Annotated in this window: 11 protein-coding genes; 10 read left to right on the forward strand and 1 reads right to left on the reverse strand. The window is 72.1% G+C overall.

Going from position 1 to position 13,274, the window contains the following annotated elements; all coding sequences use genetic code 11:
- Positions 1–1,224: hypothetical protein (locus ABD161_RS08290; protein ID WP_344001465.1), on the reverse strand; the 1,224-nt coding region annotated here is incomplete at its 3' end.
- Between ABD161_RS08290 and ABD161_RS08295 the strand changes: the two genes are divergently transcribed.
- The 10 genes from ABD161_RS08295 to xerD all read left to right on the forward strand — a co-directional run bounded on the left by ABD161_RS08295 (position 1,225) and on the right by xerD (position 13,196).
- Positions 1,225–2,280: a hypothetical protein gene (locus ABD161_RS08295; RefSeq protein WP_344001467.1), complete on the forward strand. Its 1,056-nt coding sequence runs from the start codon at positions 1,225–1,227 to the stop codon at positions 2,278–2,280.
- On the forward strand, positions 2,264–3,307 hold the full coding sequence (locus ABD161_RS08300; RefSeq protein ID WP_344001890.1) for an HAD-IIA family hydrolase: 1,044 nt from the start codon (positions 2,264–2,266) through the stop codon (positions 3,305–3,307). Before ABD161_RS08295 ends, ABD161_RS08300 begins: the two co-directional genes overlap by 17 nt.
- A gap of 29 nt (positions 3,308–3,336) precedes the next feature.
- On the forward strand, positions 3,337–3,495 hold the full coding sequence (locus ABD161_RS08305) for a hypothetical protein (RefSeq protein ID WP_344001469.1): 159 nt from the start codon (positions 3,337–3,339) through the stop codon (positions 3,493–3,495).
- The gene (locus tag ABD161_RS08310) at positions 3,492–4,289 is read left to right on the forward strand and encodes a TlyA family RNA methyltransferase (RefSeq protein WP_344001471.1); all 798 of its coding nucleotides are present in this window, start codon (positions 3,492–3,494) and stop codon (positions 4,287–4,289) included. Before ABD161_RS08305 ends, ABD161_RS08310 begins: the two co-directional genes overlap by 4 nt.
- Before the next feature lie 31 nt (positions 4,290–4,320).
- Positions 4,321–5,298: an NAD kinase gene (locus ABD161_RS08315; RefSeq protein ID WP_344001473.1), complete on the forward strand. Its 978-nt coding sequence runs from the start codon at positions 4,321–4,323 to the stop codon at positions 5,296–5,298.
- A 4-nt stretch (positions 5,299–5,302) separates the two neighbouring features.
- The gene (gene recN, locus ABD161_RS08320) at positions 5,303–6,994 is read left to right on the forward strand and encodes a DNA repair protein RecN (RefSeq protein WP_344001475.1); all 1,692 of its coding nucleotides are present in this window, start codon (positions 5,303–5,305) and stop codon (positions 6,992–6,994) included.
- Positions 6,991–9,894, forward strand: coding sequence for a DUF2207 domain-containing protein (locus tag ABD161_RS08325; protein WP_344001477.1), 2,904 nt, complete (start codon positions 6,991–6,993; stop codon positions 9,892–9,894). Before recN ends, ABD161_RS08325 begins: the two co-directional genes overlap by 4 nt.
- A 79-nt stretch (positions 9,895–9,973) precedes the next feature.
- Complete coding sequence (gene pyrG / locus ABD161_RS08330; RefSeq protein WP_344001892.1) at positions 9,974–11,662, forward strand: CTP synthase; 1,689 nt, start codon at positions 9,974–9,976, stop codon at positions 11,660–11,662.
- A gap of 1 nt (position 11,663) precedes the next feature.
- Complete coding sequence (locus ABD161_RS08335) at positions 11,664–12,269, forward strand: NUDIX domain-containing protein (protein ID WP_344001479.1); 606 nt, start codon at positions 11,664–11,666, stop codon at positions 12,267–12,269.
- Between the two features lie 24 nt (positions 12,270–12,293).
- Entirely contained in the window at positions 12,294–13,196 is a 903-nt protein-coding gene (gene xerD / locus ABD161_RS08340; RefSeq protein ID WP_344001481.1) for a site-specific tyrosine recombinase XerD, read from the forward strand.
- Positions 13,197–13,274: the final 78 nt, after the last annotated feature.

Below are 13,274 nucleotides of genomic sequence, written 5' to 3' on the forward strand. Positions count from 1 at the left end.
CCGCCGGACTTCACGTGAACAGAAGGGCCACCCAACGACGGGTGGCCCTTCTGCATTTATACGGGTATCTCTAGAGGAGTGAACATGGCTGACGACGACCGACCGGACCGAGGACGGGACGAGCGCCGCGACAACCGTGGCTCCTCTGGACAGGGCGGGCAGGGCCCGCGTCGCGACGGCGACCGCCCTCGCGGTAACGGCGACCGTCCGCAGCGTGACGGCGATCGTCCGCGTTACTCGCGCGACGGCGACAAGCCGCGCTCGTATGGCGACCGCCCGCAGCGCGACGGCGAGCGTCGTTCGTATGGAGATCGCCCGCAGCGTGATCGCGACCGCCCCCGTTACTCGCTGGATGGCGACAAGCCCCGCTCGTACGGCGACCGGCCCCAGCGCGATGGCGATCGTCCCCGTTCGTACGGAGATCGCCCGCAGCGCGATGGCGATCGTCCCCGCTCGTACGGTGACCGTCCGCAGCGTGACGGTGATCGTCCCCGCTCGTACGGTGACCGTCCGCAGCGCGATGGTGAGCGTCGTTCGTTCGGCGATCGCCCTCAGCGGGATGGCGACCGCCCTCGTTCGTACGGTGATCGCCCGCAGCGCGATGGCGACCGTGCTCGTTACTCGCGCGACGGCGATAAGCCGCGTTCCTATGGTGACCGTCCGCAGCGCGATGGTGACCGTCCCCGTTCCTATGGTGACCGGCCGCAGCGGGATGGTGACCGTCCCCGTTCCTATGGTGACCGGCCGCAGCGGGATGGTGACCGTCCCCGTTCCTATGGTGACCGCCCGCAACGCGATGGTGACCGTCCCCGTTCCTATGGTGACCGCCCGCAACGCGATGGTGAGCGCCGTTCCTACGGTGACCGCCCGCAACGCGATGGTGATCGTCCGCGTTCCTATGGCGACCGTCCGCAGCGTGACGGTGATCGTCCCCGTTCGTACGGTGACCGTCCGCAGCGGGATGGTGAGCGTCGTTCGTATGGTGACCGCCCTCAGCGGGATGGTGAGCGTCGTTCCTACGGCGACCGCCCGCAGCGGGATGGTGAGCGGCGTTCCTACGGCGACCGGCCGCAGCGGGATGGTGAGCGGCGTTCCTACGGCGACCGGCCCCAGCGTGATGGTGAGCGCCGTTCCTACGGTGACCGTCCGCAGCGAGACGGCGACCGTCGATTCGATCGCCGCGACGATGGGCGTGAGCGTTCGAACTCGCGTCCGCCCGAGCACGTGCGGATCCCGGATCCGGAGCTGCCGGAGGAGCTCACCCCGCGCGATCTGCCGAGCACGGCCCGCAATGAGCTGAAGACGCTGAGCAAGGAGAACGCGGAGCGTGTCGCCCGTCACCTTGCGATGGCGGCGCGGACGCTGGATGAGGATCCCGCGCTCGCGCATGAGCACGCCCAGGCAGCGGTGCGCCATGCCGGCCGCGTCGCGGTCGCGCGCGAGACGCTCGCGATCACGGCCTACACGGTCGGTGACTTCGCGCTCGCCTTGCGCGAGCTGCGCACCCACCGCCGGATCACCGGCCGAGACGACCTGATCGCGCTCATCGTCGACAGCGAGCGCGGTCTCGGCCGTCCCGAGCGCGCCCTCGAGGAGGGCCGTGCGGTCGACCGGGCCGCGCTGCCCACCGCCGTGCGCGTGGAACTCGCCATCGCGATGTCGGGAGCGCGCCTCGACCTCGGCGAGACCCAGCTTGCGCTCGTCGAGCTCGACATCCCGGAGCTCGACCCCGACCGCGCATTCGAGTGGAGCCCGGGGCTGTTCGCCGCGCGCGCCACCGTTCTCGAGGACCTCGGACTGACCGACGAGGCTGCCGAATGGCACCGCCGCGCGGAGATCGCCGCCGATGCGCTCGGCCACACGGTCGACGAGGACGAGTTCGACGTCATCGAGATCGACGACGCCGACACGGAGGAGCTGCCGGACGAGCCCCTCGACGAGGACGTGGACGTGGACGAGCAGGCTGCGGCCGAGTCGTCTCTCGAGGACGCGGGGGAGGACGACGCCCCTGCCGAGGATCCCTCCGAGGACGAGCCGTCCGAGGACGAGCCCTCCGACGAGGAGTTCACCGTCGAGGACGAGGTCGCGGAGATCCTCGCCGAGATCGACGAGGCTCCCGAGGCTGAACCGGAGCTCGAGGCCGAGCCGGAGCTCGAGGCCGAAGCTGCGGTCGAGCCCGAGCCCGAGCCCGACCCGGAGGCTGATGCTGAGGATGACACCTCCGGCGAGAAGAAGCGCGGTGACGACGGACAGGCACGGCCCGATGGCGCTCTTTTCTAAGCGCGCGCCGCAGCGCACGCCGCTCGACGGCGTGGACGTGGTGCTGGCAGATCTCGATGGCGTCGTCTATGCGGGCCCCGGCGCGCTTCCGCACGCGGTCGAGAGCCTGAACCGCGCGGCGGCCGAAGGACGGCGCCTCGGCTACATCACCAACAACGCGTCGCGCACAGATGCGACCGTCGCGGCTCACCTCGTCGAGCTCGGGCTTCACACGCGGCCCGACGAGGTCGTGACCAGCCCGCAGGCGGCGATGCGACTGCTGGCGCAGAAGGTCGCGCCCGGATCGACGGTGCTCGTCGTCGGCGGCGAGGGGCTCGTCATCGAGGTCGAGAAGGCCGGCTTCGTCGTCACGCGCAGCGCGGAGGACGACCCGGCGGCCGTGGTGCAGGGCTTCGCGCCCGACGTCTCCTGGACCCAGCTCGCCGAGGCGGCATTCGCCCTGCAGCTTCCCGAGGACGAGGGCGGCATCCCGTGGATCGCCACCAACACCGACTGGACGATCCCGCAGGCCCGAGGCATCGCGCCGGGAAACGGCACGCTCGTCTCGGCCGTCCACACGGCCGTCGGACGCCTGGCGACCGTCGCGGGCAAGCCAGAGGCGCCGATCTTCCATGAGGCGGTCGCGCGCTTCGGCGCGACATCGCCCCTGTTCATCGGCGACCGACTGGACACCGACATCCTCGGCGCGAATCGCGCGGGCGTGCCGTCGGTGCTGGTGCTGACCGGCATCGACCGGCCGAAGCACGTGCTGGCGGCCCCGGTCGACAGCCGGCCGACGTACATCGTGAGCGACCTGCGCCAGCTCTTCGAGCCGTACCCCGTCGCGAGGGTGAAGGGCGACACCGTGTGGGTGCGCGACGCGGCGGTCCGCATCGACGGCGCCGACGTCCAGATCGTCGCGGAGGGCGAGCCCATCGACCTGCTGCGCGCCGCCGCCAAGGCGATCTGGGACACGGGGCGTCAGATCTTCGGGTTCCGCGTGCCGGAGCGGCTGTACGCCGACCCGTTCCGCGCGGCACGCTCCTGAGCGCGACCGCGACACGTAACCTGGATCGCGTGAGCGAAGACAACGACGGCGCCGAAGGCCTCGTGAGCCGCGTGCGGGTCATCGAGGGGCAGCCGCTCGCCGCCCGGGCGGCCGCATACGCGAGCCTGCACGACGAACTCGCGCGCCGACTCGACCAGGCGCCGCCGGAGCCGGCTCCCGGCACATGACGCAGCGGCTGGATGCTGCGCTCGCGGCGCGCGGCCTCGCGCGCTCGCGGACGCACGCCGCGACCCTCATCGAGGAAGGGCGGGTGCAGGTCGCCGGCCGCGTCGCCGCGAAGGCGTCCATCAAGGTGGATGACGCGACCGACATCGCGGTCACCGAGTCGGACCACTACGTCAGCCGCGGCGCGCACAAGCTGATCGGCGCGCTCGACGGCTTCGGCATCGACGTCGCGGGCAGGGTCGCGCTCGACATGGGAGCATCCACCGGCGGCTTCACGCAGGTGCTTCGCGAGCGCGGCGCCGACCCGGTGATCGCCGTGGACGTCGGCCACGGCCAGCTCGCGCCATCGGTCGCGATCGACGGCGGCGTGCGGTCGGTCGAGGGATACAACGTCCGCTACATGACCGCGGAGTCGCTTGCCGCCGCGAGCGGCGTCGACGCGGCGCCATCCGTGATCACCGGCGATCTCTCCTTCATCTCCCTCACCCAGGTGCTGCCCGCCGTCGCGCAGGTCGCATCGCGCGATGCCGACGTCATCCTGCTGGTGAAGCCGCAGTTCGAGGTGGGCCGGTCGAAGATCGGCGGGGGAGTGGTGACGGACGCCGGCCTGCGGGCCGACGCCGTCCTCGAGGTGCTGTTCACGGCGAGGGATCTCGGACTCGGCACGCTGGGCGTCCTTCCTTCACCGATCCACGGGACGCACGGGAATGTGGAGACGCTCATCCACATCGCCCCGGGGCGAGGGACGGATCCGACAGAATGGAAGACCACGATCGAGCGGTGCTGCGCGGGATGACGCGCAACCCGACGGACAGCGACGGAGGCCGATGAGCGAGCGGAAGATCCTGGTCGTCGCGCACGCCCATCGCGAGGACACCGTCGAGGCGGCGGTGCGCGTGACCGGGCTGCTGCGGGCCTCGGGCGCCGTGCCGGTGCTCGCGCACGAGGACCGCGTCGAGCTGTCGGCCCTGGCTCCCGTGCTCGCCGACGTGGCGGTGCTGGGGAGGGACGTGCCGCTCGCCGACATCGATCTCGCGATCGTCCTCGGCGGCGACGGCACCATCCTGCGTGCCGCCGAGCTGGTGCGCGAGAGCACCGCGCCCGTGCTGGGCATCAACATGGGGCACGTCGGCTTCCTCGCCGAGATCGAGCGCGACGCGATGGATTCCGCGGTGCATCGCGCGATCGCCGGCGACTACGGCGTGGAGGAGCGTCTCGCGCTCGATGTGAGGGTGAAGGACCGCTCGGGGCGCGTCGTGTACGAGACCTGGGCGCTGAACGAGGCGACGGTCGAGAAGGACAGTCGCGAGAAGATGATCGAGGTCGTCATGGAGATCGACAAGCGTCCGCTGTCGACCTTCGGCGCCGACGGCGTCGTGATCGCGACGCCGACCGGCTCGACCGCGTACAACTTCTCGGCCGGCGGCCCCGTGATCTGGCCGACCGTGCAGGCGATCGCCGTCGTGCCGCTGTCGGCCCACGCGCTGTTCGCGCGGCCGCTCGTCGTCGGGCCGGAGCATGCGATCGCGGTCGAGGTGCTCGAGGGCGGGGCCGGCGCATCCGCTGTCCTGTGGTGCGACGGGCGCCGCTCGCATCCGCTCCCTCCCGGCGCGCGCGTGTCCGTGCGCCGCTCGCCGAACCCCGTGCGGCTCGCGCGCCTGCATCCCGCGGCCTTCACCGACCGGCTCGTGCGCAAGTTCAAGCTGCCTGTGGCCGGATGGCGCGGCCCGAGCGAGCCCGCCGGAACCGGCGCGATCGACACGATCCCGGACGTGCTCATGGCCCTGCCGGAGGCGACGGAGTGAGCGCATGATCGAGGAGATGCGCCTGAAGGACCTGGGCGTGATCAGTGAGGCGAGCCTGCCCATGGGGCCGGGGTTCACCGCGATCACGGGCGAGACCGGCGCCGGCAAGACGATGGTCGTCACGGGGCTCGGGCTGCTGCTCGGCCAGCGCGCCGACTCCGGCGCGGTGCGCGCCGGGGCGCCGCAGGCGTCGGTCGAGGGCGTCTGGATCGTGCCCGAGGACGGGCCGGTCGCCGAGCGCGTCCGCGAGGCCGGCGGCGACCTCGAGCCCATCGGCGGGGGCCGCGCCGAGCTCTACCTCTCCCGCACGCTCGCCGCGGAGGGACGCAGTCGCGCGAGCGTCGGCGGACGCGCGGCCCCCGCGGGAGTGCTCGCCGATCTCGCCGACGCCCTGGTGGTCGTGCACGGACAGTCGGATCAGCTGCGGCTGAAGACGGCCGCGGCTCAGCGGGATGCCCTCGACCGGTTCGCCGGCGATGCGGTGCGCGATGCGCTCGCCGCGTACCGCGAGGCATACGACACCTGGCGCGCCCTCGATCGCGAGCTCACCGGGCTCGTCACGGATCGCGATGCCCGGGCCGTCGAGGCGGAGGCCCTGCGCACCACGCTCGCCGAGATCGAGCAGGCAGCGCCCGAACCCGGGGAGGATGTCGCGCTCGCCGAGCGCGCCGAGCGCCTCGCGAACTCCGAGGAGCTGCGGGCCGCCGCGGCCCTCGCCCGAGAGTCGCTCTCGAGCGAGGAGGGCGGAGTGGATGTCTCCACCCTTCTCGCCGACGCGCGCCGCGCCCTCGAGCGGGTGGCGGATCCGGCCCTCGCAGGCCTCGGCGAGCAGCTCGCCGACCTCGGCTACCGCGCCGCCGACATCGCCGTGGAGCTCTCGGGATTCCTCGCCGACCTCGACGAGACGGGTCCGGCCGAGCTCGCGGCAGTGGAGGAGCGCCGCTCCATCCTGAACGGTCTCGTTCGCGCACACGGATCGCTCGACGCGGCGATCGCCCTGCTCGAGAACGGATCGGCGCGGCTTGCCGAGCTGGATGACGACGGCGACAGGGTCGAGCGCCTGCGCGGCCAGCTCGCCGAGGCGCGGGAGATCCTGGATGCCCGTGCCGACGCGCTGACCGCCGCGCGCACCCAGGCGGCGGCGCGGCTGTCGGAGGCGGTGACCGAGGAGCTCCACGCGCTCGCCATGCCCGACGCCCGCCTTCAGGTCGAGGTCTCGCCCGGCGCCGAGTCGACGCATGGCCGCGACGAGGTGGCGCTGCTGCTCGCCCCGCACCCCGGCGCGGAGCCACGCCCCGTGTCGAAGGGCGCGTCGGGCGGTGAGCTCAGCCGCGTGATGCTCGCGATCGAGGTCGTGATCTCGCAGACCGATCCGGTGCCGACGTTCGTCTTCGACGAGGTCGACGCGGGCATCGGCGGTGCCGCCGCCATCGAGGTGGGTCGGCGCCTGGCGCGGCTCGCCGAGACCTCGCAGGTGATCGCCGTGACGCACCTCGCCCAGGTCGCGGCATTCGCGGGCAACCATCTCAGCGTGGTCAAGGCGAACGACGGATCCGTCACGTCGTCGAGCGTCACGCGGCTTGATGGTGCCGAGCGGGAGGCCGAGATGGCCCGGCTGCTGTCGGGGCTCACCGACTCGGACGCGGCCCTCACCCACGCGCGCGAGCTGCTTGAGCTCGGCTCCGTTCGGGCATGACCGAGCACCATCCGGCCGCTGACGACGTGCGACCGGACGACGCCGTCCCCGTCCCACCGCGGAGGCAGACGCCGCTGTACCGGTGGCTGTCGGCGGCTCTGCTGCGGATCGAGGCGCGATCCCGGGCGCGTGGATCGCGGGGGACGCGGCTCGCCGCGCGTGCGGTCTGGTCCGTGGTCGCGGCGGTGGGGATCCTGCTGCTGGTCGGCCCCGTCATCAACGAGCCGATGGGTTTCGACGACTACATCGAGGCGGCCGGGACGAGCGACGAGACCTGGATCGCGCGCTCCTTCGAGGCCGACTACACGCTTGTCCGCGATGCCGACGGACGGCTGCGGATGGAGGTCGAGGAGCGCATCACCGCCGTCTTCCCCGACGGTGCGGACGAGTCGGGCATCGAGCGGGTGATCGCCGGGCAGTACGAGGGGCACGACGTGCGTCCCACGCTCGTGTCGGCCGAGTTCGACGGGGTCAGCATCGAGCCAGAGGTCCGCGAACGCGGCACGCGCACGGAGTTCTTCGTCGACGCGGGGGAGCGGCTCGAGGGCGATCACGACCTCGTCCTGCGCTACACGCTGCAGGACGTCGCGCACGCCGCGTTCGACGAGTCGACGCGCAAATGGACGGACGAGCTCGAGTGGGACGCCTTCGGCCCCGACTGGAGCCACGGATCGGGGTCGACGACCGTCTCCGTCACGGTGCCGCGCGACCTCGTCGACGCGTTCGCCCGCGATCCTCGCGCCGGGCTCTCGTGGCTGCTCGTGAGCAGCAGCGTCGAGCTCACCGCCGACAGCGAGACCCCCGAGACGATCACGTACGAGGTGGTCACCGACCAGAACCTGCCGCCGCACAGCGCGTACTGGTTCCGGATGCACTTCGATCCCGGCACGTTCGCGATGCCCGCGCCGCCCATCCTGTACTGGGTCATGGTCGTGGGGCCGTTCGTTCCGCTGCTGGCCGCGGCGCTCGTGCTGCTGCTCGCGCTCGCGGCGCGCGCGGTCGCGTGGGGCGACGCGCGTGGGCGGGCGTGGTTCGTGCCGCAGTCGCAGCCGGATCCCGATCTCCCGGCCACCGTGGCCGCACGGCTGTGGCGCGCGGTCGGCACCGCGCCGCTCGTGCGCGCGCTCGCCGACTACCAGGAGACACTCACCACCGGCCCCGCCCAGCCAAAGGCGAAGGGGCTCTCGCGGCTGTGGCGGCGCAGGAGGCGCGAACGCCCGGAGGGGGACACCGGCGCGCGCCGCGGCGCCGCTCGGCGGGCCCTCGTCCGCGAGCTTCACCGCACGGGGCGGGTCGGAAACTGGCCGCATGCGTGGCGCGAGTACCTCGGGGCGCCCGCCTGGCGTGACACGTTCCGGCGCGGACTGCGCCGGGTGCCGGCCGGGTTCGTGCGCGACAACTTCGCCGGCACATCGCTGGCGCTGCCCGTGCTGCAGCTCGGGCTCGCGCGGCAGCTGTCGCACCAGTTCCCGCTCAGCGTCTACTGGTGGCCCGTCGCGGTCGTCGCCCTCACGACGGCGCTCGGGCTCGCGGTGCTCGCCATCGCCTACACCGCCCGCCCCCTGACGCGGCGCGGGACGTTCGCCCGTGAGCACCTGCTCGGCATCCGGCTCTTCGCCGAGAAGACCCTCGTCGCCGAACGCGCGACGCTTCGCGACCCGCTGCTTCCGTACGCGGTGATGTTCGCGCCGCCGCGCCGCGCGGCGGCGATCGTGCGGCGCGCGATGGACGACGCGGGCGTCGACCGCACGGTAGCCCGCGACCCGGCGCTGCTCGGCGGAGGCCGGATCGCCCTGCGCGCGGGAGCGGTGCTGCTGATCGTCGCGGCGTTCGCGCTCGCCAACCTCGTGCCGTCGCCGACCGTGCGTCCCGAGGAGGACGCCGTCTTCCGCGGCGACGTGCCAGGCAGCTACGGGATGTTCGTGCGGGAGTTCGACGCGGACGGCGTGCTCGAGCGGGACGCGGACGGCGGCTTCACGCTGGCGGTCGAGGAGCGTCTCGCCGTGAGCATCTCCGGCAGCACAAGCCGCGTGCCGCAGGTGATGCGGCAGTGGACCGACCGCGCCGAGGGGGTCAACACCGGCTTGGTGGTGACCTCCGTGACCGTCGACGGCGAGCCGGTGGAGTTCGTCACCAGCCGGCTCGAGGGCAAGGCGCTGCTGCAGACGACGATGCCCGATGCCCTGGAGGGCGAGCACGACGTCGTGATCTCCTACCGCCTCGAGGATCCGGTCATCACGTCGGCCTCCGGAGGCGAATGGCACGACGAGATCCGCTGGACCGCGCTGAACGCACGATGGACCTTCGGGTGGGAGGGACTGCTCGAGTTCGATATGGACACCCGCGTCCAGGTGGAGCGGGTGGGCGTGACCCTCACGGTTCCCGCCGAGCTCGCCGACGCCGCGACCGCGGTCGACGCGCTCGCGTACCGACAGGGATGGGACTTCGAACTGAGGGAGCCGGATCGCGTCGTCCGCGACGGCGACACGGTCTCGTATGTCCTCACGCCCGAACCGGATGACGACGGGGACGACCTCGGCCTGCGCCTCACGTTCGACGAGGGAGCGCTCGAGGAGCCGGACCGGGCGGGCGCGTGGCTGTGGAACGCGTGGCGCGACGTCCCGCCCGCGGCGACGGTCGCGCTGAGCCTGCTCGCGCTCGCCGCCGGCGCGGTCGGCATCATCCGCGGCTCGCGGCTGCGGCCGGGAGTGCTCCGCGACGTTGCCCGCTGGGTGGCGCCTGCGGCCGCCGCGGCGACGCTTCCGGTCTTCGTCTGGACGACCGGAGACTGGTCGGGAGACGAACCCGCATTTGCGGTGCTTGTCGTGTGCGTGCTCGCCGCCGTGGCGGCCGCCGCGTGGTCGCTTGTCGCGACGCGCGCAGGGCGCGTGGCAGGATGATCCGCATCCCGCGGTGCGGGACCGGACGACGCGCCGCTCGGCCCGTTCGGAGCAACGACTGTTAGGATCGAAGCCCGTGATGCAGACACCTGGCGCGGGATCCGAGACCACCACCAAGCAGATCTTCGTGACGGGTGGTGTGGTCTCCTCGCTCGGCAAGGGACTCACCGCGGCGAGCCTCGGCAATCTGCTGACGGCCCGCGGTCTGCACGTCGTGATGCAGAAGCTCGACCCGTATCTGAACGTCGATCCGGGCACCATGAACCCGTTCCAGCACGGCGAGGTGTTCGTCACCGACGACGGCGCCGAGACCGACCTCGACATCGGCCACTACGAGCGGTTCCTCGGGGTGAACCTGAGCCAGGCCGCGAACGTCACCACGGGCCAGATCTACTCGGAGGTCATCGCCAAGGAGCGCCGCGGCGAGTACCTCGGCGACACCGTGCAGGTCATCCCGCACATCACCGACGAGATCAAGCGCCGCATGCGTCTGCAGTCGCAGGCCGACCCCCAGCCCGACGTCATCATCACCGAGGTCGGCGGCACCGTCGGCGACATCGAGTCGCAGCCGTTCCTCGAGGCGGCGCGCCAGCTGCGTCACGAGCTCGGCCGCGACAACGTGTTCTTCGTGCACGTCTCGCTCGTGCCGTTCATGGGGGCCTCGGGCGAGCAGAAGACGAAGCCCACCCAGCACTCCGTCGCCGCGCTCCGCCAGGTCGGCATCCAGCCCGACGCCCTCGTCCTGCGCAGCGACCGCCCCGTGAGCGAGTCGAACCGCAACAAGATCGCCCTGATGTGCGACGTCGACATCGAGGGCGTGATCAACACCGTCGACCTGCCGAGCATCTACGACATCCCGTCGACCCTCAACGAGCAGGGCCTCGATTCGTACATCGTCCGCCGCCTCGGCCTGGGCGAGAAGTCCGGCGAGGTCGACTGGACCCGCTGGAACACCGTGCTGCAGGCGGTGCACAACCCGAAGCTCGAGGTCACGGTCGGGCTCGTCGGCAAGTACATCGACCTGCCGGATGCCTACCTGTCGGTCACCGAGGCGCTCAAGGCCGGCGGCTTCGCGCACGAGGTCAAGGTCAACATCCGCTGGATCCCGTCCGACACGTGCGAGACGCCCGAGGGCGCCGCCAAGCAGCTGTCCGACGTCGACGCGATCTGCGTTCCCGGCGGCTTCGGCATCCGGGGTATCGAGGGCAAGCTCGGCGCGCTGCGCTTCGCCCGCGAGCAGGGCATTCCCGCGCTCGGCCTGTGCCTCGGCCTTCAGTGCATGGTCATCGAGTACGCGCGCCACGTCGCGGGCATCGAGGACGCGTCGTCGAGCGAGTTCGACCCCGAGACGTCGGCCCCGGTCATCGCCACCATGGCGGAGCAGGTCGACATCCTTGCCGGCGGCGACCTCGGCGGCACGATGCGCCTCGGTCTCTACCCCGCGAAGCTCGACGAGGGCTCGATCATCGCCGAGGTGTACGGGGCGACCGAGGTGCACGAGCGGCACCGCCACCGCTACGAGGTCAACAACGCCTACCGCCAGCAGATCGCCGACGCGGGCCTCGTGTTCTCGGGGATCAACCCCGACCTGAACCTCGTCGAGTTCATCGAGCTGCCGCGCGACGTGCACCCGTACTACGTCGCCACGCAGGCGCACCCCGAGCTGCGCTCGCGTCCCACCGAGCCGCACCCGCTGTTCCGCGGCCTCGTCGGCGCGGCGGTGGACCGCCACCGCGCGAGCGAGCTGTTCGAGGTGGAGACCGCCTGACGTGGCCGACTCCGCGATCGAGACCGCCCTGGATCTCCACGACGAGCCCTTCGAGGTCGACGTGCGCGACTCGCGCACCGTCTTCGACGGGCGCGTGTGGGACGTCCGCGAGGACCGCTTCCTCTACAACGACCACGAGCTGATCCGGCACTACGTCGACCACACGGGCGCGGTCGCGGTCGTCGCGATCGACGACCAGGAGCGCGTCCTGCTGATCCAGCAGTACCGCCATCCGATCCGGATGCGCGACTGGGAGATCCCGGCCGGCCTGCTCGACATCGAGGGCGAGGATCCGCTCGACACGGCCAAGCGCGAGCTCGCCGAGGAGGTCGACCTCGCCGCGGAGCACTGGGAGAAGCTCGCGCGCATGGCGCCGACCCCCGGGGGCAGCGACGAGATCATCCACATCTATCTCGCCACCGGCCTGTCGGCCGCCCCGGAGGTGTTCGCGCGCGACGGCGAGGAGGCGGACATCAGGATCGCGTGGGTGCCGATCGAGGACGCGGTGACGGCCGTGCTCGGCGGGCGGGTCGCCAACGGCGCCATGATGCTCGGCGTGCTGCTCGCCGCCGAGAAGCTGCGTCGGCAGGCGAGCGCCTCGGAGTGAGGCGCTGATGCGGCTCGCCTGCTCATGAAGCTGGATCGCGCGGTCGACGCCTACCTGCGTCACGTCACGATCGAGCGCGGTCTGTCCGACCACACCGTCGCCGCGTACCGCCGCGACCTCGCCGGCTACCTCGAGTGGCTGGGGGAGCGCGGCGTCGCGGACACCGGCGACGTCACCCCCGCGATCGTCGCGGAGTTCGCGGCCGAGCGGGCGTCCACCGTTCCACCTCCCGCGGCGTCGTCGCTCGCGAGGTTGCAATCGTCGGTGCGCGGGCTCCACCGGTTCCTCGCGCGCGAGGGGATCGCGGATGCCGACCCCTCGCAGCGACTGCGGCCGCCGAAGCAGGCGCGGCGCCTGCCGAAGGCGCTGACGGTGGAGCAGGTCGAGCGGCTGCTGGCCGCGCCGTCGGCGGAGGATCCGATCGGAATCCGGGACCGTGCGCTGCTCGAGCTGCTCTACGCGACGGGGGCTCGCGTCTCGGAGGCGGTGCAGCTGGACGTCGACGACCTCGCCACGGGCGAGATCCTGCGCCTTCGCGGCAAGGGCGACAAGGAGCGGATCGTTCCCGTCGGCTCGTTCGCCCGCGCCGCGGTCGACGCGTACCTCACCCGTGTGCGCCCGGATCTTGCGACGCGGGGGAAAGCGAGCCCCAAGCTGTTCCTCGGCGCGCGTGGCGCTCCGCTGTCGCGGCAGAGCGCGTGGCTGGTGATCCAGGCCGCGGCCGAGAAGGCGCAGCTCACCGCGCACGTGTCGCCCCACACGCTGCGGCACTCGTTCGCCACGCACCTGCTGCAGGGCGGCGCCGACGTGCGCGTCGTGCAGGAGCTGCTCGGTCACTCGTCGGTGGCCACGACGCAGATCTACACGCACGTCACGGTCGACACGCTGCGCGACGTGTACGTCACCAGCCACCCGCGGGCCCGCTGAGCCCTCCCGGCGAGCGCCCGGATGCCGGATCGCCGGGGCCGGTCACGGGCCGGACGGGCGGGCATCGCTACAATCGAC

This window comes from Microbacterium paludicola, from assembly GCF_039529675.1.
Lineage (GTDB): Bacteria > Actinomycetota > Actinomycetes > Actinomycetales > Microbacteriaceae > Microbacterium > Microbacterium paludicola.

Excerpts from the sequence above, each read along its gene's own strand:
- ABD161_RS08300 (WP_344001890.1), top strand. The coding sequence starts at position 2,264 with ATGGCGCTCTTTTCTAAGCGCGCGCCGCAGCGCACGCCGCTCGACGGC.
- ABD161_RS08310 (WP_344001471.1), top strand. The coding sequence starts at position 3,492 with ATGACGCAGCGGCTGGATGCTGCGCTCGCGGCGCGCGGCCTCGCGCGC.
- ABD161_RS08315 (WP_344001473.1), top strand. The coding sequence starts at position 4,321 with ATGAGCGAGCGGAAGATCCTGGTCGTCGCGCACGCCCATCGCGAGGAC.
- recN (WP_344001475.1), top strand. The coding sequence starts at position 5,303 with ATGATCGAGGAGATGCGCCTGAAGGACCTGGGCGTGATCAGTGAGGCG.
- ABD161_RS08325 (WP_344001477.1), top strand. The coding sequence starts at position 6,991 with ATGACCGAGCACCATCCGGCCGCTGACGACGTGCGACCGGACGACGCC.
- pyrG (WP_344001892.1), top strand. The coding sequence starts at position 9,974 with ATGCAGACACCTGGCGCGGGATCCGAGACCACCACCAAGCAGATCTTC.
- xerD (WP_344001481.1), top strand. The coding sequence starts at position 12,294 with ATGAAGCTGGATCGCGCGGTCGACGCCTACCTGCGTCACGTCACGATC.